This window comes from Thermococcus marinus (assembly GCF_055389025.1).
Map to the genome: position 1 here is coordinate 1,660,950 of NZ_AP042417.1, position 19,079 is coordinate 1,680,028.

Consider the following 19,079-nt stretch of genomic DNA (forward strand, 5'->3'; position numbering starts at 1 on the left):
CAAACAAAAGAGTTTACGTTAAATGGTGTTATTTACTAAAGAGACCTCAATGTCCACGCCAAAGCACAAAAAAGATGGTGCGGGGGATTCTTACCTGCCTAATCTAAAGTTTAATCAGATGAATACTCCTTCACGGCCTTTATCACCACAAAGCTCCCCTCACCGTAGCCCGGCTTGACGGGCTCAACTTCTTTAATTTCGTCGAGCCTGTGGAAGAGAGTCTGGACTATCTCGAATTTCCTGAAGCCGACCTTCTTGAGCAGTTCCAGAAGTTCCTCCGTGGAGAAGAACCTCGCCTCGCGGTAGAAAACGCTTTTCTCTTTGTTTCGCTCGTATTCCTGCCCTATCGGACTGTTCCTGTCAACAAAGCCTATTATGAGCGCTCCACCAGGTTTCAGAACGCGGTAGGCCTCGCGTAAAGCCTTTTCAGGGTCGTCAACGAAGCATATTGTAGTAACCATTAGGAGGTAGTCGAGGCTTTCATCGGAGAAAGGAAGGCTTTCGGCAACCCCCTCGATGACTTCTATGCCCCTCCTTCTGGCTATCTCCGCCATGGCCTTCGAAGGCTCGACGCCGAGCTTTATCCCGAGCGGTTCCGCGAAGCGGCCGGTTCCAACGCCAATCTCCGCCCCATTTCCTTCTTTCGGCAGAAGCTTCCTAACAGCCTCAAGCTCGGAGAGGTAAGCGTATCCGTGCCTCTCAAACCAGGCCTCATACCTCTCCGTGAACTTCTCAAAGGGTTCCGTTTTTGGCATCCCGTACACCCCCCGACATATGGGAGAATGGGCTCAAAAACCTTATACGCTTTTAGGCCAACCTAATCCCGGTGATGGTATGATAGCATTCGGCCCAGTTCCCTCAAGGAGGCTTGGGAAGAGCCTTGGAGTAAACAACATTCCCGATAAGGTCTGCACCTATGCCTGCGTTTACTGCCAGATAGGGAGAACTTTGAGGATGGAAATCGAGAGGAGGGCCTTCTACGACCCGAAGCTGATATTCAGGGAAGTCTCCGAGAAAGTCAACGAAGCCCTGGAACGGGGGGAGAAAATCGATTACATAACCTTCGTCCCCGACGGGGAGCCAACGCTCGATGCCAACCTTGGAAGGGAGATAGACCTTCTCAGAAGGCTCGGGATAAAACTCGCCACCCTCACAAACGCTTCCTTAATCTGGCGTGAGGACGTGAGGGAAGACCTCCTAAAGCTGGACTTTGTCTCGCTGAAGGTGGACGCCGTCAGCGAGGCCCCCTGGAGAAAAATTGACAGGCCCCACAAGAGCCTAAGCCTGGAGAGAATCCTTGAGGGGATGCTTGAGTTCAGGGAGGAGTTCAAAGGAAAGCTCGTGACTGAAACCATGTTAATAGACAACGTGGACTACGGAGATGAGTTCGAGCGGATAGCAGAATTTTTAAAGGAGCTAAAGCCGGACACGGCCTACATAGCCGTTCCCACAAGACCCCCGGCCGAGCCATGGGTGAGACCCGCGAGAGAGGAAGTCATTAACAGGGCATTTCAGGCCTTCAGCAAAGCTCTCGGCGAAGACCGCGTGGAGTACCTCATAGGCTACGAGGGAAATGCGTTCACATTCACCGGAAACGTGGAGGAGGATTTACTCAGCATCACCGCCGTCCATCCCATGAGGGAAGACGCCGTGAGAGAGTTCCTGCGGAAGGCGAACGCCGACTGGAGCATCATCGAAAAGCTGATTCGGGAAAACAAGCTCATAGAGCTGGAATATGAAGGGAAGAAGTTTTACATGAGGCGGTTGAAGAGCAGAGAAACACGGTGAGACATCGGCCTCCAAATGTTAGGGCAACCGAAAACTTTAAATGCTGTGCATATGCACAAAATAATAGAGAAGAAGTGAGGTGGTGGATATGAGGATCGCGATACCAACCAACGGTGGAGGGAGGAACGACACAGTTGCTCCTGTCTTTGCCCGCGCTACGGCGTTCTACATAGCGGACGTTGACGAGAACGGAAACATCATCAGTGAAAAGGTCATCCAGAATGGTGCCGCCATGGCCGGCGGAGGGGCCGGTCCAATGGCCGTCCAGACCCTCATCAACGAGGGCGTCGAGGCGATAATCGCACCGCAGGTCGGCCCGAACGCCCTCGGCGCAATCCAGGCGGCCGGAATAAAGCTCTACCAGGTCGCCCCGGGAACCCCGGTAGAGGAGGCCATAAAGGCAGTGGTCAGCGGAAGCGCCGGCCAGTTCACGGCTCCAGCGGCACCTGTCCCGGCAACACCGACGGCACCGGCCCCCGCCTACGGGCCATACCCAGCAACACCCGCGTACCCAGCTTACCCAGCCTACGGCTTCGGCCCCGGTTGGGGTAGAGGCTGGGGCCGCGGCTGGGGAAGAGGCCGCGGATGGGGCCGTGGATGGGGCAGAGGTGGCAGAGGCTGGGGTGCAAGGCTCGGTTACTGCCCCTGGACAGGCCAGCCCAGCAGAAGGGCTCTCCGCTGGCTCTACGGCTGGTGGTGAAGCCTTTTCTTTTTCTCTTATGAGCGCAAGCTTTGAGACCGCACGGAGGAAAGGAAAATGCCAAGAGGTATGGGAAGAGGAATGGGAAGGGGCTACGGCAGGGGGAGATACGGATTCTACCCATTCAGCCCCTTTGGCAGTGCTTACGGTATAATTGACCTGTTACTCCTGCTTGGAATCCTGTACTTCCTGTTCAAGCTCTTCCTCGTGGCGCTTCCATACGCCCTGGGGCTGGCAATACTCCTGCTCCTCAGGTCTTTCCTGGGGCGCCGCTTCTGGGGATGGGGACGGCTGTTTTGAGCTTATGCAAACTTTTTTAAGTTCGGTTTTCCTAATTCATCTGGAGGTGACGTGAATGAGGATTATAGTCTCAACTGTAACCGGAGGACTCGACGACAGGGTGAACCCGGCGTTTGGTAGAACGCCCACTTTTACCATAGTTGACGTCGAGAACAGCGAGATAGTAAACGTTCAGGTCGTCCAGAACCCTGGCTACAGCCAGCCGAGGGGAGCTGGAGTCACAGCGGCCCAGTTCGTCATAGATCAAGGAGCCGATGCCGTAATAGCCGGCCAGTTCGGGCCGAACTCCTACGGCGTCCTCCAGGCGGCAGGGGTAAGGATGTACTCCGCCCCACCAACCATGACCGTTAGGGAAGCCGTTGAGGCCCTCCTCCGCGGTGAGCTCCAGCCCGGAATCCAGGGAGGAGCGGGAATGGGCCCCGGTGGCGGCATGGGAATGGGACGCGGTATGGGCAGGGGTATGGGAAGAGGCGGAGGAATGGGAAGAGGTCGCGGTATGGGTCGCGGAATGGGCGGCGGATACGGCAGGGGTTCCTGGTGAACCTCCCTTTTATTCTTCACCTGTTGAAACCCGCTGACCTCTTCCTGCTCTGAAGATCGCTTAATCTTTTTACCAATACACCAACAATACTGTGATTCCTGTTGATTGCGGAAGACTAAACTCGGCATTCTGAGAAATCCTTTTCAATTCCTCAACATTATTTTTGACGGTGGTAACTATGAGAAGGGGCCAAATTCTTGCCGGGGTTCTCGCCCCAATAGTCGCCCTTACCGGAATCGGGGTCGCCATTCTCATCCACCGCTCGTGGTGGAGGCTCACAGGGAACGCCATAAGTGACCTAGGAAAAGTCGGTCTGCACCACAACTGGGTTCTCAACGTTTCGCTCGTTGTCTCCGCGGCCCTGGCAATCTACTATGCGACGGGCCTCTTAAAAGAAGCCACAAGCACAGTGCAAAAAGCCGGAATCGGGATTTTCATTCTCGGTCTAGTGTTTCTGTCACTGATAGGCATATTCCCTGAGGGGACAAGCCCCCACTACTACGTCAGCTGGGGCTTCTTCATCTTTGCGAGCCTCGGTTTCCTGGTGGCAGGTATTGGGCTCGGCCTCGCGGAGGAGAAGGATCTCGGACTCTTCAGTGTGGTTCTGTTTGCAGTGGGCTGGGCCCTCGCACTCTGGGCAAAGAACCGCTATCCAGGTGTCGCGCCCGCAGAGTTCATCGGGGCGTTTGGAGTGATAATCTGGCACTATGTTGTGATGTGGAAAAAGTTCAGAGGGGCTCCTCGTCCCAGAGGCTGAGGTTGTTCCCCCTCTCTTTTCTTACAAGCGGTTCACCCAGAAGTTCCCGGATATAGAGCTCGGCCACGAAGACTTCTCCCTTTATCAGATGCCCTCCAAAAACGTCTCCGCTGGCATTGCCAAGTGTGACGTGAAGGTGTGCAAAGGGCTTCTCGTCCTTTACGCTGATGTTGCCGAGGAGCGTGAGCAGCTCGAATGTCCCAGCGAGCTCAATCTTCTTGTAGTTCCGGGTTTCCTCCGAGTAGTAGCCAACAACAGGGTTTCTGAGCGAGCCAATCCGCTGACCATCGCGGTCGTTATACCGTTCTTTTCGGCGAACCCCTTCACAAAACCGAGCAGGTCTTCTCCCTCAGGAACCCTAAGAAGGAAGACCCTTCCAGGTTTGAACTCCATAATTCCCACCTCAAAGCTAATAAAACCGCCATGATTTAACGCTTTGGGTGGTCAGATGAGAATCAAAGAAGCAATAATGGCGATTTTACCCGAACTGGAAGAGCTTGAAGAGGTGGACTTCCGCCAGTATGCTCCTCCATACCCGAATCTTCTCAAAGCCTTCCTTGAGAGTGGAGAGAAAGGCCTTCCAGCGTTTCAGCGGCTAGCAGAGGAAACGGTTGGTAAAGAAGCCGTTGGACATGTGCTCCTCTCGCTCCTCCAGTACCTCCTCATACGCTACCGCCGCTTTGGTGAGTATGCCGTCGTAAAGCCGACCGTAAAGGTCTTCCTGACGCTCAAGGGCTGGCTCACCGAGAATGGTCTAACGGAAGACTGGCACAGAATCCTTGGCTCATTTGTCGGCTACCTCGTGACTATGTTGCCCATTATAGTAGAGCACGAGGACAAGGAAACAGCCCTCTCCTATACGAAGCTTGTAGAAAGCCTCGTTGAGGAAGCCTCTGAAAAGTTCAACAATGAATACTACGACGAGCTACTCACTCGGGTTCGGGAGTTCAGAAAGAAGATAGAAGAAGACTAACGCTCAAGAACCACCTGGGCATAGCTCCTTGGGTCTTCCCACACTTTGACGAGGATTTTTTTCACGTTGTCCCCTGCCTTTTCTGCTATCCTTTCAGCAAACCACTCGGCTATGTACTCAGCCGTGACGTTGGGCTTGTTTAGGACTACAACTTCCTCCCCAGGGAGCTCAAGCCGTTTGCCGTTCTTTTCGACGACCACTCTTCCCCCTCTTTTCTCTACAACCCAGTCCTCGCTTACGAGAATCCTGTGGTCAAGGAGTTTTATGAGCTTGCTGAGGTGGTTGAAGTCGAATATCATACCGTTCTCGTTGATGTCGCCCCATATCTCCACGTCAACGTTGTAGGTGTGGCCATGTATGCGGAGGCACTTGCTGTCGTAGGGAAGGGCGAGGAAGTGCGAACTGTCGAAGTCCTTGTGCCAGCCTATCTTTCTCTCCACGACCCTGAACATGCTTTCACCGACCTGAAAGTTCTCCGTTAAGGTTATAACTCTAACTGGACAAACCCGTTGAAGGTGCTAGAAATGCCAAGAGGAGGGCCAGGATGGGGACGAGGACGGGGCAGAAGGCGGAAGATGAGAATGATAGGCTTCATTCCGCAGGTTAGGCACTTCTATCCGGCCCTACCCCCTGTAGGACAACCAAAACCGCCGATTTTCATGACCTACGAGGAGTTTGAGGCTCTTAGGCTGGTTGATTATGAGGGACTCACTCAGGAGGAAGCGGGAAAGAGGATGGGAGTCTCAAGGGGAACCGTGTGGAGGGCATTGAGCTCGGCCAGAAAAAAGGTCGCCCAGATGCTCGTGGAGGGCAGGGAATTGATAATCCTGCCCCAAGGAAACGAGGCCCTAAAGGGCATCGACGAAGAAGGCCTGTAAGGCCAGCATTCGTAAAAACATCTTTTCTAATCGAGTTATTGGCCAGTAGGAGGTATTTAACGGTTTTCTTAGTTTTAGGCACACCTAATTTTGTGCAAGATTTATCTCTCAATTTTTTCGGAGATATTTTACTAGAAAAAGTATTGAGAACCAAAAAGAACAAAAAAGTTTTTATAAGAACTTGTTGAAGTTGTTACATAACTAATATGTAATTATAGTTTTTAAAATACAATTATTGAAAATTAATCAAAAAACAATTAACAATAGTTAAAACTCCAAAAAATATACCATTGAAACACATAATAACACATAAACTTACAATAAAAAACACCAACTTTTCTGGAGAGTATGCATTTCTGATCGATGCTACATTGCGAAGTAACAGATTCACATTTCGGTGGATCAGAGTCAAAAAGTAGCAATGAGCACAGTGTTGGGACCCGGACTGTTGAGGTTGCCCCTGTTTAGATTGAATTATATCCGCGCAACCTGTTGAAAAGCTTCAGTATGAGCATATGGCACTACCCACAAGGCCTCTGAACCATAAGAAAGCACAGGAGTATGAGTAGAGTCAGTGAGATATCGTTTTGATGCTCCAAGAAGTCTAGTTACAATACTCATTACGAGACTAACAGCAGGGTACTGTCGACTGGTCACAGAACAAGAACTGGGAATTAAACAACAAGACCCCAAAGTGGATTCCAAACTAAGGGGTTGTCCAACGACTTCCTGCGGGTGTAAGCTAAAAGATGAGCAGTCACATTAAAACCAGGTCTCCACAACGGAGTTAACTTTTGCCTAGCTTTCACATATACTGAAGCGATTGTAATGCACAGGTCTGTGCCCAAATTTTAGATATAATGTACCTTATATCTAAAAACAGCGGACAAAGATAAGCATTATCTTGGAAGAAGATGGATTCACAGGTGCCGCCCATTGAGGACAAACATTTAAGAAAACTCCATAATCCAGTGATGAGATAAGTACACCCCATAAAGTATAACACAGAAGGCGCCCAGATACCTACGACTATTACAACTATTTCTGATGTCAATATCAAAGGTTGCAGAGGTAGGGATAATATGATAGATGACCCTGCGGCTCGATAGGCTTCTTCAAGTTGGCCAGTTTTTACTCGTGAAGTCCCGCTTCTTTACTCCAGAATCTAGTTACAATTAAAAGTAGTAGGTTGGGAAGGATTGTATCAATTAGGTCTCAAAACCAAGGCCATCTCGCAGGGAGTCAAACTCCGCGTGACCCAAGGCACTATGTGGTTGCAAAAATTACTTCTTACAATGGTTTAAAATCCAAAATTTCTACTATACTTAAACATAATATTACAACTATCAATAAATGTGTTAATTTATAAAGCTATACAAAATTCATTTTAACAACTACTCAAAATCATACTATTAAAGAAAATTCTTATTTTCCAAAAATTAATCTTATTAGTGTAAATAAAAGCTATACAAGCTAAACGTAAAAATTTGCCCAAAAATCCGAGAGATAACTTCGACAAAAACTACCAAGAAGAGAAGTATAAAGAGAAGAAAACAGCGAACCGGGACTTCACTGGCCTTCTTTCTCAATTTTGCTCCTTACCGAGGCTATTACGTTGTCAACTATCTGGGGGGCAACGCCAATGTAGTTCTCAGGCCTTAGAGAAGCTAAGTCCTCATCACTAAGGTACTTCATGATTTCCTCACTCTCCTTCACGACATCGAGAAAGTCCCTTCCCTCTTTGAACGCCCTCATCGCAAGTTGCCTAACGAGCTCGTGCGCCTCCTGCCTGCCCATTCCCTTCTCGGTAAGTTTCAGCATTAGGGGCTCCGCCATTATGAGGTTCTTGGTCAGGTATAGGTTGCGCTTGATGTTCTCTGGGAAGAACTCCAACCCCTTAAGGACGCTGATTGTGACGCGGAGCATCTCATCGAGAAGGACAAACGTCTCCGGCAGAATAACGCGCTCGACGGAGGAGTTCGTGAGGTCTCTTTCGTGCCACAGGGGGTTGTTCAGCAGGGCAGGGATGACATTCGAATAGATGACCCTTGCCAGCCCGCAGACCTTCTCAGTCCTTATAGGGTTCCGCTTGTGGGGCATCGTTGATGAGCCCACCTGCCTCTTGCCGAAGGGCTCGCTTACCTCAAGGATTTCCGTTCTCTGGAGGTTCCTTATCTCAAGGCCAATCTTGTCAAGGGTCGAGGCAACCAATGCCAGAAACATCATGAGCTCCGCGTAGAGGTCCCTCGGGACGAGCTGGTTGGTTATCAGCGCGGGCTTGAGGCCGAGGTCTTCCATGACGAGCCTTTCAATCTCGAGGGCCTTCTCCCCGAAGGACGCAGCAGTTCCCACTGCACCGCGCATCTTGCCCACGAGGACGCGCTCCTTAATCTCAGCAAGTCGGTCAAGGTGCCTCTGAACCTCGTCGAGCCAGATGGCGAACTTCATGCCGTAGGTTGTCGGAACCGCGTGCTGTCCGTGGGTTCTTCCTATGCAGACGGTGTACTTGTGCTCCTCGGCGAGCTTCATTAAAATGTCGCGGAGCTCTTTGAGATAGCGCTCTATCAGCTCAAGGCTCTCCTTTATGAGGAGTGCGTTCGCGGTGTCGATTATGTCGTTGGAGGTCGCGCCGAGGTGAACGTACTTCCCGTGCTCGCCACAGACCTCGCTTAGGGCCTTAACGACGGCCATTATATCGTGGTGTATCTCGGCCTCTATCTCCTTGACGCGCTCCGGCTTCACCCACTCCGTGCTGGCCCTCTCGGAAATCACGCGGGCGCTCTCTTCAGGGATGTTGCCGAGCTTCGCATGCGCCCTCGCCAGGGCGGCTTCGACATCGAGAAGCTTCTGGAGCTTGTTCTTCTCGTCCCAGATGCTTCTCATTTCCTTACTTCCGTAGCGATAGTCAATGGGGTGAACCGCCATTGTATCACCACACAGGTGTAAGTATTTGAGTTTAAAAAGGGTTTGATTTAACATTCTTGTGCCAAGAATGAAATGGAAAGCATAACGCTCACTTTACCAGCTTTCGAATCAGCTCCTCAGTTAGGTTTTTTCCGCATGCGTATCCCAGTTTTCTTTTTCTTGAGTAGCTTATCAAGATGCCCTTTCCGTGGTAGAATACGATGTCATCGTCCCAAGCGTTTCTTTTTAACTCTTTAATTGCTTTTTCATTGAGTTCGCCTCTAAAGACTATGCAGATCCCGTCTTTACACTCCAAGGCTTCTGTTTTTTCTGGCCAAAGGAGGTTAAGCCTCAAGGCGTAGTTTAGAACTTCCTCCTGAAGCTCTACACTTGGGAGAACCCCCTTGGAGCGGTTGTGCTGTAGGATCATCATAAGCCCCCTTGTTAACGCCCACAGCGGCGGATCGTTGTGCTCGTAATCCGCACCGAGGTTAATGTACGGGTTCGCATAGAGGAATTCGGGAATCCTGCGCTTCCACATCATGAACTCGGCAATTCTCGTCAGTCTAATTATTCTGTTAGAGATAACCCTGTAATCCTCGGGCCATTTTATGTCGTTGCCCCACTTGAGGTTCACGCGTTTGAGCTTTCCAAGCCATACATCCTCGCTGAGCCTCGTCTTGAACAGGTCGTTCTCTTTCGCAAATTCGTGTGCCTTTAGAAAAATCTCGTAAGCTTCCTTTACGAGCTTAAACTTTCGCATGGCGAAGTTGTAAACTACCCCCTCGCTCAGGTTCCAGATTACCTCTTGAAGGGAGCCTATTAAATCTTCAGCCTCTCCCCTCTCGATTTTTTCCCATTCTTCCTTTGCCCTCTCGTGGAACTTTTTGCCTTTCTCCCCGAATTCCTTCAGCGTTTTCTGATACTCCTCCCAGTAATCGGTCTCTTTAGGTTTGGGAAGCTTGTTCAAGGCCTCCATGAGTTCTTCCGGAACATCATAACCCTGAGATTCAAGATACTTCTTGAGAGTGAGGAGAACTTGGCGAAAAATACCTTGTGTAGCTCTCGGAATAACCAAACTGCACAGTAAAGAAATCTCATCCTTTTGGATTGCTTTGGAGTGGAGTTTGCACAGAAGGCTCGCGATTCTAAAGTTGGTTTGAATAGCTGGATCATTCTCTAAAATACGATTTAAGTCAATGTTCACCTTTTTTGAGTACTCCATTACTTCCTTGAGATACGAGCATGCTTCAGTGAGGATCGAATCTCTGTTGTGAGTTCCCAACAGTATAATAGCAGGCCCAAGTTCTTTTCTAAGAGTTATCTCATCATTTCCAAAAAACCCGATAACCCCCCATGAAAACCCAGAGAGTATCTGCGGTAGTCGCTCTTTTAGTTGTTTTGCACTTTCTTCCTGGGAGAGTGGTTTTCCACTTATTACACTCCTCCCATTCTTTATGCCATCCCACATATTTTTAGCCAAGACGTAGTTCCCTGCGATAGAGAGGATATTCATTATCTACACCTCCTTGGAAACTACCCGTAGATAAATGCCACGTAAAGATTTGAGCCTTTCATTCTGTAAACGGAGACTATGCCCGGCTGGCCTTCCAGATTGCGGTTGTATCCATCCCGAATTAATGTGGTGACCCTGAAGACGGTGGTTCCTTTTGCTTCCCATTTGGTTAATGGAATGTTGGGAATCTCGACATAGGGAAAATCTGGACCTTTTTCATTAGGCTTTTCTGGAGTAGTAATATTTGTAGCTCCATAGACCTTACTCATTGCGAGATATGCTACGGCTTCTCCTGTTGCGCCGATGATGAACCTTATTCCCTTTAAAGCCGCTAATTCCCAGTTGCCTTCCTTCAAATTTTTCACGGTTGCATTGAGGGCAAGCCTACCGGAAGGCACAATGAGAATTGCGCCAGTTAGCTCCCCGACAGTGACCTTAAAGTCCTTTTTATGAACGAAGTCTTTCACGTAAATTCTTTTCGGAAGACCACCGTGAAACTCTCTTTCATATATGTGAATCGTTTTTTCATCCTTCTTCCTCTCCTCAATGTAATTGTAGAAGTACTGGTAAGCACTGTCGAGCTTTTCACGAACTTCATCGCTGATTTCGTCACCGTATACTGCATACGCGACGGTAATTGCAGCTGCTATTATCGCCATTGCAAGCAACGCATAAGGGCCGCTGAGGATAAAAGGACCTATGGAGAAAACCTCGAGAACACTGGAAAGGAGCGTCCAACACTGAGGGGTTCCTTTAGAGAACTTACAGTGAATTCCTTTGTCATTTCGCTTTGTGGGGAATTCCCGGAGGAGACTTCGGAAACATTCACAACAACACCGTTCAAAAAGTCCTCTCTGCTGACGTGGCTTTCAATGAAGGCTTTAACCTCTTCAGGAGTTTTCAGTAGGGAGTTCTCGGCTATGGTTACCCTTGTTGGAACTCCGTAAATTTCGATTTCATATGTTTTAACCCCAGCGTTTGTCCCTTGCGTTGCTTCCCCCAAGGCAAGTGCTGGATTTACTATCAATCCAAATATTAAAACCGATATTAACAGTCCAATGATTCTTTTCAAGTAAATCACCGAATCGGCATGATATCATAGCTTTACAAGTTTTACCACTTAATCTACTTAACAAAGCTAAATAGACGTGGTTTTAATCGGCATCATTCCACTAAACCCCACTCAAAAATGCAGAAAGCTCCATGTTTCAGAGCTACATAAACCGAAAAGTATTTAACCCTATGCCCGCGATAGGCTGATGACAAAACTTCCGGAGGTGCCAGAAATGGCTGAGGAGCACGTCGTCTACATCGGAAAGAAGCCGGTTATGAACTACGTCCTCGCCGTGATAACCCAGTTCAACGAGGGCGCTAAGGAGGTCAGCATCAAGGCTCGCGGTAGGGCCATCAGCAGGGCCGTTGACGTCGCCGAGATCGTCAGGAACAGGTTCCTCCCAGAGGTCAGGGTCAAGGAGATCAAGATCGGCACCGAGGAGCTCCCGACTGCCGACGGCAGGACCGCCAACACCTCGACCATCGAGATCATTCTCGAGAAGCCGTGAATTTGACTCCTTTCCTTTTCCTTCGGGTTTCTTCTAGGGAAGTAAAGCTTAATAGCACCGTCTCGTACCCCTTCTGGTGGACCCGTTGGAGTACGAGACCATAGACGTTACCGATGAGCGGGTTCGAGAACTCGCGCAGGTTCTCGCCAATGAAAGAGCGATGGCCATTCTGAGGCTTCTCCGCGAGCGCGAGCTCTCGATGAGCGAGATTGCGAAGGAGCTCAACATGCCAATATCCACAGTTTCATATCATCTTGATAAGCTACTCCGCGTGGGGCTGGTTGAGGTCTCCGGTAAGAAGTACGGGAAAAGACTGCAGGAGGTAAAGCTCTACAGGGCTTCAAGCAGGCCGATTCTTCTGCTACCCAGGCCCGCGGGAGAGAGGCTCTCAACTCTGGACAGGCTGAAGGTGATAACCCTCTCAGTAGCGACGGGGCTTTCGGTCATCGTTTACTGGCTCTCGGAAAGATATCTTGGGTCCCAGAGGGGTTTTTCAGCGCAATCGGAGCCCATAAAAATACTCTCTTCAGAAACCACTAGACAGACAGCGTCGTCAGGCTATCTCCCTGTTCTCCTGGCTGTGATAGTCTTTGCAATCGTCGTGTCCGCGGGGTGGCTCCTTAGGAAACGTTTTTAAGAAACTCAAATCAACCCCCAACCAAGAGGTGAGTGCCAATGATGACCGTAGGGCAGGTTGTCAAGAGAAAAGCAGTGATTGTAAAACCCGACGACACCATCGAGAGGGTCGCCAGAATACTCTCAAGGCACAAGGTTGGAAGCGCAGTCGTCGTTGAAAACGACGAGATAGTCGGTGTCATCACTGACCGCGACATCCTTGACAAGGTCGTTGCCAGAGGGCGGGATCCCAAGACCGTCAAGGTCCGAGAGGTCATGACAAAGAATCCGATAACCATCGAAGACGACTACGACATAAGCGACGCAATCGACAAGATGATGGAGAAGGGCATCAGGAGGCTCCTCGTCACCAGGCTCGGGAAGCCCCTCGGTTTTGTAACTGCCGCAGACCTGCTCGCCGCCCTCAACAGCATGAACAACGAGGAGGAGCAGGAAGCCGTCGAGGAGACTGATGTCTACGGCATCTGTGAGATCTGCGGTCAGTACGGCCCCCTCTACAAGGTTTACATCGAAGGCCAGGAAAAGTGGGTCTGTGAGGCCTGCAAGGACGAGCTCAACCTTTAACCCCTCAGCCCCCTCATTATCTCGTCCAGGATTATTCCGAACTCTCTATTTCTATTCTCCACGCTAAGGACGTGGAACTTTCCGAGCGGCCTGAACCTGTCCGCCATTCTCCTGTGCACTGTGGCGAGGAGATGTCTGTCCGACTTCAGGGCCTCGCCCACCGCCCGGAGGAACTCATCGCTCTTGTACTCCATGGGCCCGATTTCATCTATGACAATGAGGTCTGCCTCAACGAGGGCGCGCCTTATAGCAGAAACACCTACCCTCTCAAGCTCGTCAACATGGACGACGTACTTTCCGAAGGGAACACCCGGAAGGTGAGAAGTCCCGCGGAGGCTCGCGAGGGTGCCTTCTTCTCCAGTGTCGAGGGCGAGGATTTTAAAGCCCACACGCCTTCCGCCTCTCCTCACCTCTTTCGTCATCATGCCTCCAACGATGTAGCCCCATCTCTCGACTTCCCTTGCCACCCTCTCCACGAGGGTCGTCTTCCCGACTCCAGCCGGGCCCGTTACAAAAACCCTGACCATTTTCCATCACCGAAGGAGCTTTAAGTTCCTCCCTTAAACCCTTTGGGGTGATCGCCGTGGAGATAAGGTACAGACCGGAGGAACTCACGAAGCTCCCGAGGAGCGTGACTTACGAGACTGGAAAGGTCATCATGATCGACCAGACCCTACTCCCGAGGGAATTCAGGACGATTGAGCTGAGAACTGTTGAGGAGGTAGCCGAAGCGATAGTCACGATGAAGGTTCGCGGTGCGCCGGCGATTGGGGCTTCAGCCGCTTTCGGGCTGGCCCTCTATGCGGACACGACGAAGGCCAAGACCAAGGACGAGTTCATGGACGGCTTTTACAGGGCATACGAGACCCTGAAGAACACGAGGCCAACCGCTGTGAACCTCTTCTGGGCCCTCAACAGGATTAAGAAGCTCGTCGAGGAGAACCTTGAGAGCCCGCTCGACGAGATAAAGCGCATGATTGTGGCCGAGGCCCAGAAGATAGCGGACGAGGACGTTGAGGCGAACCTTAGGATGGGCCACTACGGTGCCGAGGCTCTGCCGGAAGGGAACGTCCTAACCCACTGCAACGCCGGAAGCCTGGCTACAGTCCAGCTCGGAACCGTTGGGGCTGTTCTCAGGGTGATGCACCGCGATGGGACACTCAAGCTCCTCTGGGTGGACGAGACGAGGCCCGTCCTTCAGGGGGCCAGGCTTAGCGCGTGGGAGTACCACTACGATGGAATCCCGCTCAAGCTGATAACCGACAACATGGCCGGCTTCGTGATGCAGCAGGGGAGGGTTGACGCGATAATAGTTGGCGCCGACAGGATAGTGGCCAACGGCGACTTCGCCAACAAGATAGGCACCTACACCCTCGCCGTCCTCGCGAAGGAGCACGGGGTACCGTTCTTCACCGTTGCCCCGCTCTCGACGATTGACATGAGCCTGAAGAGCGGGAAGGAGATACCGATTGAGGAAAGAAAGCCGGAGGAAGTTCTCACCTGCGGCGGCTGTAAGATAGCACCGGACGTGGACGTTTACAACCCGGCCTTCGACGTGACGCCGCACAAGTACCTGACCGGCATAATAACGGACAGGGGCATCGTCTACCCGCCCTTTGAGAGGAACCTGAAGAGGCTGTTCAAAGAGTTAGAATGACTGATGGGCGCCCCTATCAATTGGTTTTCGTTTCTCTTTTCCCAGAAGCTTCTTAATCTTGTCTAAAACGGATTTCCTGTCCTCAACGGCTTCTTCCACGATGACTGCATCTATCTCCCCGAGCCTCTCTTCTATGGCAGGCAGAAGGAGGCCGAGGAGTTCAAGGGGCTCCAGACAGGGACAGTCGATAGAGTAGTCGATTGGCTCTCCGTCTGGAAACTCCACCCTGAGCGATATTCCCTCTTCACCCTTCCGGGCTTCAAAACGGGCCGTCCCTTCCTTCCCCACCACTTTTCCCCTGACGAGCATCGGAGATAGTAAAGAAGGGCAGCTTAAAGGCCTTTTTTGAACGGGAGGTTGAAAACGAGAAGTTAACATCATCGAGACCGTTAAAAGTCAATGTACCCAATTTTTATCGGTGAGTACAATGTTCTGGCTCAAGACGAGAATCATCGAGGGCAGGGGCTCCCTTGAGAAGCTCAAAAAGGAAGCTGAGGGGCACGAGAGGGTTCTCGTTCTGTCGAGCAACTCGATGAAGAGGCATGGTTTTCTCAGCGAGGCCGAGGACTACGTGACGGAAGCCGGTGCGGAGGTCTTCTCGATAACCGGCCTTCCGGCGGAGCCGAGCGTGGAAACAATAGAGGAGTTCCTGCCGAAGGTGAGGGAGTTCGAACCTGACCTTCTCGTTGCCCTCGGTGGAGGAAGCGTAATAGATGCGACCAAGGCTCTGAAGGTCTTCTACGACGCCCCCGAGCTGGAATTCGAGGAGATAGCCTTCATTGACCGCTTCTCAAAGCCAAAGCCTGTTCCAAAGCTGAAGACGAGACTCATAGCGATACCCTCAACGAGCGGGGCTGGAAGCGAGGTCTCCGCTGCCAGCGTTCTGAAGAAGGGCGATGTCAAGTATAACATAGTCACACCAGAGATAGCGCCCGACGTGGCGATCCTCGACCCCCGCCTGCCGATGACGATGCCGAGGGAAGTCGCCAGAAACTCCGGTCTAGACGTCATTGTCCACGGGATAGAGGCATACACCACCAAGGTGGCAAACGACTTCAGCGACGCAATGGCGATTAGGGCGATAAAGACAGTTTACAAGTGGCTTCCGCTCTCGGTCAAGGGCGACGAAGAGGCCCGCGAGAAAGTCCACTACGCGGCGACTATGGCCGGCATCGCCTTCCTGAACGCGCGCCTCGGACTCTGCCACGCGATGAGCCACAAGGCCGCTTGGCTCGGTCCGCACGGCCTGCTCAACGCAATATTCCTGCCCTACGTGATGGAATTCAACGCCAAGAGGAGCGACTACGCAAGGAGGCGCTACGCGGAGATAGCGAGGGAGCTCGGCTTCCAGACTGCAAAAGACCTCATCGAGGTCGTTAAGGAGCTCAACGAGATGCTCGGAGTGCCCACACTGGGCGAGCTCGTTGATGAAGAAACTTTTATGGCGAGGCTCGACGAGATGGCGGAGAAGGCCTACCGCGACGGGCTTACAGCCTTCAACCCCGTCGAGCCGAAGCCAGAGGAGATAAAGGAGCTGTATCTGAGGGCATTTTACAAGGAGTAAAACACGAATTTTTTAAAATCTTTTGCATCTCTGTATTTTTCCTCGGGAGGCGCTAGGTGCTCCAATCAAAACGTTAGTTCCAACTTGTGCGTACTTGAACTCCGAATGTATTTTATATGCATCTTTTTCAGTAAGAGGAGTACCACTTCCAACTGTTCCTTTGTATATCACATAACCTTTCAATGAAGTCCCGTCATTAAAATAAAATTTGGCATATGGAGAGTCCCTCATTCGAAAAATATTAGATAATACAAAATAAGGTGGTGTGATATCTGTTTCTCCTTTTTTCGTTCCAGCATACCGAGGACATACAACCACATTAATTTGAGGATCCACCAGACCCTTTGTAACTAATTGGGCCACAGGAATGTATCTGATTGTGAACATTGGAGAGCCATCAGTCCGACCTTTGGGATAAAGTTCCAGCTCAAGGGCACTTCCAAAAAACTTATCTGGGATCCTACTAACTTTCCCCTCCCACAGTTGATATTTAACAAGCTCCTCTGAGCTGTTTCCATAATCATCTTCAAGGTATTCTGTTGAATACGAGAGATGACCAACACGTGGTTGATTACCGAATACATAAATATGCTCTATATCCCAACCTTTAGCCATACTTGCCACTTCTGTATTTTGCATCTCCAATAAAAATGTGAATGTCTGTTTTCTTCTTTGCAACAAAGAGAAAATCGGGTCGATGTCGATCCTTAGAAAACGGTTGAATTACAATCTTTGAGAAATCCCCTGACAAAACTTTATCTGCCGCTTCTCGTTCCCACCACCACGCTTTATGGAATTCACTTAGCCACTTCAAGCGTTTATCGTAAAACCACTTTGTTATTGAGTTTTCGTAGAGGAAAATAGACCCCTCCACATTAATGATATACAAGTTCTCAGTAGAAAGACCGGCATTCTCGAACAGTTTTGGAAAAGTAGTTCTAGTATACATACTTACCAAGTGAAGATTCTTCTTGTTTAAGAAGTTGTAAACCATACCCTCAATATATCTTTCAAAAACAATCCCTGCAATATTATGGCGGGAGCTCATAACAACACCAGCAGTATCTGGATAGTATTTAATAGGAAATGCATAAGACATACTAGGTACCACCAAGTAACATAGAGGTGTTAAAACTTATAAAAATTCTCATCAACCAAAAAGGGGAAAATATGAAAAGATTCTTTAGGCGACATTTATTTCTGTTTCCCCTTCATTTTCGACCTCATGTATCCTTCCGCCCTTCATGACTTCTCTCGTTGCAAGGACAAGGAGCGCCAGGAACAGGTAAACCGCTGCCGCCCCGCCGAAGAGCACCGAGTAGGCCTCCTCCGTTGGGATTTTAATCTGCACGAACTCCGGAGCCCCCGGCGGGTGGAAGAGGACGTAGTAGGTGCTCATTATTGTTCCCGCTATTGCCGGCCCCCAGGTCGAACCGAAGTTCCTGAAGAGGCTGTTTGCACCTGTTGCGACGCCCATGATCCTCGGCGGGACGCTGAAGACTAAGATGTTTATCAGCGAGATGTTCATGAGGGTTATCCCCGCTCCGACTACTGCAATCATAGCGACGTACTGCCACAGTGAGAGGCCGGTAGCGTATTTTGACATGAACGCAAGGCCAGCGCTGGCCACCAGAGCGCCCGTGAGGGCTATTGGCTTTGCGCCGACCTTTGGCATCAGTTTTCCGGCGAGCGGGGCCAGTATAAGCATCACGAGGGCCTGAGGGGTCATGAGGAGGCCGCTCTGGAGTATCGTCTTGCCGAAGCCGTAGGGTTCCGGCATCTGGAAGATGTAGGTGTTCGCCTGGCTCATCATGGAGATACCGAAGGCCGCGAACATTATTCCAACGTTCACTATGGCAGGGTTGCGCGAGGTTATGATGTCGAGGGGAAGGAGCGGGTTCTCCACCCTCTTCTCCCAGATACCGAGGAGTATGAAGCCAACTATCGAGACCGCGAAGAGGAGGAGCGTTTGAGTCGCCGTCCAGCCGACGTTCGGGGCCCGGGTTACACCGACCAGCATCGGCACGACGGCCCAGACGAGGAGCAGAGCGCCCTGCCAGTCGAGCTTTCCGGGGTTGATGTAGCGGCTCTCGCGGAGAACCTTCCAGGCGAGGATGAACATTAGGACTGCGAACGGGGCCGCCGTGTGGTATGTCCACCTCCAGCCCCAGTTCTCGGTGACCCAGGCGCCGAGGGGCAGGGCTATGACCATACCGACTCCAAACATGGCACTTATCATTCCCTGAACCTGAGGCACCATGCTCGGCGGGAACTCCTCACGGACGAGGGCGAAGGCGAGCGGGAATATGGCCATTCCAAAGCCCTGGATTGCCCTCGTGACGAGGAGCGCCTCAAAGCTTGGCGCAAAGCCGTTCAGGATGACGCCGAGTGTGTAGAAGCCCAGTGCAACGAGGAACATCTTCTTCTTGCCGTACATGTCGCCGAGCTTTCCAAAGAGGGCCACGCTGACCGTTCCAACGAGCAGGTAGATGGTCAGAACCCAGCTGACGTCGTTGGGGTTTATCGCGAACTCCTTCTGTATTGTGGGCAAAGCGGGCGTCAGCATCGCCTCTGTGTACATGACGAGGAGTGGAAGGATGACGACTACCAGCATCGCCTTCTTCGCGTAGCTGAGGTCGTAGGTTTCACCGTTTTTCATCGCGTCCATGGTTCTTCACCGACATGTCGGACGATATGTTGTTTTATAAAGGTAACGGTTCATCGAGCGCTAACTTTTTA

The 19,079-nt window shown here is 51.0% G+C and carries 24 protein-coding genes; 12 read left to right on the plus strand and 12 right to left on the minus strand.

The window, feature by feature from the left end:
• Window positions 1-110: 110 nt before the first annotated feature.
• Window positions 111-755, minus strand: a complete 645-nt coding sequence (locus ACZ5ER_RS09200) for a class I SAM-dependent methyltransferase (protein ID WP_464934270.1) — start codon at window positions 753-755, stop codon at window positions 111-113.
• A 79-nt stretch (window positions 756-834) separates the two neighbouring features.
• On the opposite strand from ACZ5ER_RS09200, the gene ACZ5ER_RS09205 reads away from it, so the two are divergent.
• From ACZ5ER_RS09205 to ACZ5ER_RS09225, 5 genes are all read left to right on the plus strand, one after another.
• Window positions 835-1,788 (plus strand): radical SAM protein, encoded by a 954-nt coding sequence (locus ACZ5ER_RS09205; RefSeq protein ID WP_464934271.1) that lies wholly within the window; start codon window positions 835-837, stop codon window positions 1,786-1,788.
• Window positions 1,789-1,876: 88 nt separating this feature from the next.
• Complete coding sequence (locus tag ACZ5ER_RS09210; RefSeq protein ID WP_464935181.1) at window positions 1,877-2,488, plus strand: NifB/NifX family molybdenum-iron cluster-binding protein; 612 nt, start codon at window positions 1,877-1,879, stop codon at window positions 2,486-2,488.
• Between the two features lie 57 nt (window positions 2,489-2,545).
• A complete protein-coding gene (locus tag ACZ5ER_RS09215; protein WP_050003643.1) occupies window positions 2,546-2,788 on the plus strand; it encodes a hypothetical protein in 243 nt (80 codons plus the stop codon).
• Window positions 2,789-2,843: 55 nt separating this feature from the next.
• Window positions 2,844-3,329, plus strand: a complete 486-nt coding sequence (locus ACZ5ER_RS09220) for a NifB/NifX family molybdenum-iron cluster-binding protein (protein ID WP_464934272.1) — start codon at window positions 2,844-2,846, stop codon at window positions 3,327-3,329.
• Window positions 3,330-3,507: 178 nt separating this feature from the next.
• Window positions 3,508-4,086: a DUF998 domain-containing protein gene (locus ACZ5ER_RS09225; protein WP_464935182.1), complete on the plus strand. Its 579-nt coding sequence runs from the start codon at window positions 3,508-3,510 to the stop codon at window positions 4,084-4,086.
• On the opposite strand, the gene ACZ5ER_RS09230 is transcribed toward ACZ5ER_RS09225, so the two are convergent.
• On the minus strand, window positions 4,058-4,363 hold the full coding sequence (locus ACZ5ER_RS09230; protein WP_464935183.1) for a PPC domain-containing DNA-binding protein: 306 nt from the start codon (window positions 4,361-4,363) through the stop codon (window positions 4,058-4,060). The two genes, ACZ5ER_RS09225 and ACZ5ER_RS09230, sit on opposite strands and share 29 nt — an antisense overlap.
• A 171-nt stretch (window positions 4,364-4,534) precedes the next feature.
• On the opposite strand from ACZ5ER_RS09230, the gene ACZ5ER_RS09235 reads away from it, so the two are divergent.
• Complete coding sequence (locus tag ACZ5ER_RS09235; protein WP_464934273.1) at window positions 4,535-5,059, plus strand: hypothetical protein; 525 nt, start codon at window positions 4,535-4,537, stop codon at window positions 5,057-5,059.
• Here the strand turns inward: ACZ5ER_RS09235 and ACZ5ER_RS09240 are convergent.
• Entirely contained in the window at window positions 5,056-5,511 is a 456-nt protein-coding gene (locus tag ACZ5ER_RS09240; protein WP_050003648.1) for a 6-pyruvoyl trahydropterin synthase family protein, read from the minus strand. The genes ACZ5ER_RS09235 and ACZ5ER_RS09240 overlap by 4 nt on opposite strands.
• A gap of 72 nt (window positions 5,512-5,583) precedes the next feature.
• Here ACZ5ER_RS09240 and ACZ5ER_RS09245 point away from each other — a divergent pair, with 72 nt between their 5' ends.
• Window positions 5,584-5,937 carry a DUF134 domain-containing protein gene (locus ACZ5ER_RS09245; protein WP_050003649.1) on the plus strand — a complete coding sequence of 118 codons (354 nt, stop codon included), beginning with the start codon at window positions 5,584-5,586 and terminating at the stop codon, window positions 5,935-5,937.
• Window positions 5,938-7,506: 1,569 nt separating this feature from the next.
• On the opposite strand, the gene purB is transcribed toward ACZ5ER_RS09245, so the two are convergent.
• From purB to ACZ5ER_RS09265, 4 genes are all read right to left on the minus strand, one after another.
• Complete coding sequence (gene purB, locus ACZ5ER_RS09250; protein WP_464934274.1) at window positions 7,507-8,862, minus strand: adenylosuccinate lyase; 1,356 nt, start codon at window positions 8,860-8,862, stop codon at window positions 7,507-7,509.
• 88 nt (window positions 8,863-8,950) lie between these two features.
• Window positions 8,951-10,357 (minus strand): hypothetical protein, encoded by a 1,407-nt coding sequence (locus ACZ5ER_RS09255; protein WP_050003651.1) that lies wholly within the window; start codon window positions 10,355-10,357, stop codon window positions 8,951-8,953.
• 20 nt (window positions 10,358-10,377) lie between these two features.
• Window positions 10,378-11,016 carry a hypothetical protein gene (locus tag ACZ5ER_RS09260; RefSeq protein ID WP_464934275.1) on the minus strand — a complete coding sequence of 213 codons (639 nt, stop codon included), beginning with the start codon at window positions 11,014-11,016 and terminating at the stop codon, window positions 10,378-10,380.
• Between the two features lie 38 nt (window positions 11,017-11,054).
• A complete protein-coding gene (locus ACZ5ER_RS09265; RefSeq protein WP_464934276.1) occupies window positions 11,055-11,438 on the minus strand; it encodes a hypothetical protein in 384 nt (127 codons plus the stop codon).
• Between the two features lie 205 nt (window positions 11,439-11,643).
• Between ACZ5ER_RS09265 and albA the strand changes: the two genes are divergently transcribed.
• From albA to ACZ5ER_RS09280, 3 genes are all read left to right on the plus strand, one after another.
• The gene (gene albA, locus ACZ5ER_RS09270) at window positions 11,644-11,919 is read left to right on the plus strand and encodes a DNA-binding protein Alba (RefSeq protein ID WP_013467275.1); all 276 of its coding nucleotides are present in this window, start codon (window positions 11,644-11,646) and stop codon (window positions 11,917-11,919) included.
• Between the two features lie 76 nt (window positions 11,920-11,995).
• The gene (locus ACZ5ER_RS09275) at window positions 11,996-12,556 is read left to right on the plus strand and encodes an ArsR/SmtB family transcription factor (protein WP_464934277.1); all 561 of its coding nucleotides are present in this window, start codon (window positions 11,996-11,998) and stop codon (window positions 12,554-12,556) included.
• Window positions 12,557-12,594: 38 nt separating this feature from the next.
• Window positions 12,595-13,119, plus strand: a complete 525-nt coding sequence (locus tag ACZ5ER_RS09280) for a CBS domain-containing protein (RefSeq protein WP_464934278.1) — start codon at window positions 12,595-12,597, stop codon at window positions 13,117-13,119.
• Here the strand turns inward: ACZ5ER_RS09280 and ACZ5ER_RS09285 are convergent.
• A complete protein-coding gene (locus ACZ5ER_RS09285; protein ID WP_464934279.1) occupies window positions 13,116-13,646 on the minus strand; it encodes an NTPase in 531 nt (176 codons plus the stop codon). The two genes, ACZ5ER_RS09280 and ACZ5ER_RS09285, sit on opposite strands and share 4 nt — an antisense overlap.
• A gap of 56 nt (window positions 13,647-13,702) precedes the next feature.
• Between ACZ5ER_RS09285 and mtnA the strand changes: the two genes are divergently transcribed.
• Window positions 13,703-14,776 (plus strand): S-methyl-5-thioribose-1-phosphate isomerase, encoded by a 1,074-nt coding sequence (mtnA, locus tag ACZ5ER_RS09290; protein WP_464934280.1) that lies wholly within the window; start codon window positions 13,703-13,705, stop codon window positions 14,774-14,776.
• Here the strand turns inward: mtnA and ACZ5ER_RS09295 are convergent.
• A complete protein-coding gene (locus ACZ5ER_RS09295) occupies window positions 14,768-15,085 on the minus strand; it encodes a hypothetical protein (protein ID WP_464934281.1) in 318 nt (105 codons plus the stop codon). The two genes, mtnA and ACZ5ER_RS09295, sit on opposite strands and share 9 nt — an antisense overlap.
• A gap of 118 nt (window positions 15,086-15,203) precedes the next feature.
• On the opposite strand from ACZ5ER_RS09295, the gene ACZ5ER_RS09300 reads away from it, so the two are divergent.
• Window positions 15,204-16,340, plus strand: a complete 1,137-nt coding sequence (locus tag ACZ5ER_RS09300) for an iron-containing alcohol dehydrogenase (protein WP_464935185.1) — start codon at window positions 15,204-15,206, stop codon at window positions 16,338-16,340.
• Between the two features lie 12 nt (window positions 16,341-16,352).
• Here the strand turns inward: ACZ5ER_RS09300 and ACZ5ER_RS09305 are convergent, their stop codons facing one another.
• The 3 genes from ACZ5ER_RS09305 to ACZ5ER_RS09315 form a co-directional block, all read right to left on the minus strand.
• Window positions 16,353-16,955, minus strand: a complete 603-nt coding sequence (locus ACZ5ER_RS09305; RefSeq protein ID WP_464934282.1) for a hypothetical protein — start codon at window positions 16,953-16,955, stop codon at window positions 16,353-16,355.
• Window positions 16,948-17,451, minus strand: a complete 504-nt coding sequence (locus tag ACZ5ER_RS09310) for a hypothetical protein (protein WP_464934283.1) — start codon at window positions 17,449-17,451, stop codon at window positions 16,948-16,950. The genes ACZ5ER_RS09305 and ACZ5ER_RS09310 overlap by 8 nt, the downstream gene beginning before the upstream one ends.
• A gap of 72 nt (window positions 17,452-17,523) precedes the next feature.
• Window positions 17,524-19,008 (minus strand): MFS transporter, encoded by a 1,485-nt coding sequence (locus tag ACZ5ER_RS09315; RefSeq protein WP_464934284.1) that lies wholly within the window; start codon window positions 19,006-19,008, stop codon window positions 17,524-17,526.
• Window positions 19,009-19,079: the final 71 nt, after the last annotated feature.

Bases quoted from the DNA above. Each gene is read 5' to 3' on its own strand.
- ACZ5ER_RS09285 (WP_464934279.1), bottom strand. From the start codon at position 13,646: ATGGTCAGGGTTTTTGTAACGGGCCCGGCTGGAGTCGGGAAGACGACC.
- ACZ5ER_RS09245 (WP_050003649.1), top strand. From the start codon at position 5,584: ATGCCAAGAGGAGGGCCAGGATGGGGACGAGGACGGGGCAGAAGGCGG.
- ACZ5ER_RS09205 (WP_464934271.1), top strand. From the start codon at position 835: ATGATAGCATTCGGCCCAGTTCCCTCAAGGAGGCTTGGGAAGAGCCTT.
- ACZ5ER_RS09200 (WP_464934270.1), bottom strand. From the start codon at position 755: ATGCCAAAAACGGAACCCTTTGAGAAGTTCACGGAGAGGTATGAGGCC.
- ACZ5ER_RS09240 (WP_050003648.1), bottom strand. From the start codon at position 5,511: ATGTTCAGGGTCGTGGAGAGAAAGATAGGCTGGCACAAGGACTTCGAC.
- purB (WP_464934274.1), bottom strand. From the start codon at position 8,862: ATGGCGGTTCACCCCATTGACTATCGCTACGGAAGTAAGGAAATGAGA.
- ACZ5ER_RS09260 (WP_464934275.1), bottom strand. From the start codon at position 11,016: ATGGCGATAATAGCAGCTGCAATTACCGTCGCGTATGCAGTATACGGT.
- ACZ5ER_RS09235 (WP_464934273.1), top strand. From the start codon at position 4,535: ATGAGAATCAAAGAAGCAATAATGGCGATTTTACCCGAACTGGAAGAG.
- ACZ5ER_RS09295 (WP_464934281.1), bottom strand. From the start codon at position 15,085: ATGCTCGTCAGGGGAAAAGTGGTGGGGAAGGAAGGGACGGCCCGTTTT.
- ACZ5ER_RS09215 (WP_050003643.1), top strand. From the start codon at position 2,546: ATGCCAAGAGGTATGGGAAGAGGAATGGGAAGGGGCTACGGCAGGGGG.
- ACZ5ER_RS09315 (WP_464934284.1), bottom strand. From the start codon at position 19,008: ATGGACGCGATGAAAAACGGTGAAACCTACGACCTCAGCTACGCGAAG.
- ACZ5ER_RS09280 (WP_464934278.1), top strand. From the start codon at position 12,595: ATGATGACCGTAGGGCAGGTTGTCAAGAGAAAAGCAGTGATTGTAAAA.
- ACZ5ER_RS09255 (WP_050003651.1), bottom strand. From the start codon at position 10,357: ATGAATATCCTCTCTATCGCAGGGAACTACGTCTTGGCTAAAAATATG.
- albA (WP_013467275.1), top strand. From the start codon at position 11,644: ATGGCTGAGGAGCACGTCGTCTACATCGGAAAGAAGCCGGTTATGAAC.
- ACZ5ER_RS09220 (WP_464934272.1), top strand. From the start codon at position 2,844: ATGAGGATTATAGTCTCAACTGTAACCGGAGGACTCGACGACAGGGTG.
- ACZ5ER_RS09210 (WP_464935181.1), top strand. From the start codon at position 1,877: ATGAGGATCGCGATACCAACCAACGGTGGAGGGAGGAACGACACAGTT.
- ACZ5ER_RS09300 (WP_464935185.1), top strand. From the start codon at position 15,204: ATGTTCTGGCTCAAGACGAGAATCATCGAGGGCAGGGGCTCCCTTGAG.
- ACZ5ER_RS09225 (WP_464935182.1), top strand. From the start codon at position 3,508: ATGAGAAGGGGCCAAATTCTTGCCGGGGTTCTCGCCCCAATAGTCGCC.
- ACZ5ER_RS09305 (WP_464934282.1), bottom strand. From the start codon at position 16,955: ATGGCTAAAGGTTGGGATATAGAGCATATTTATGTATTCGGTAATCAA.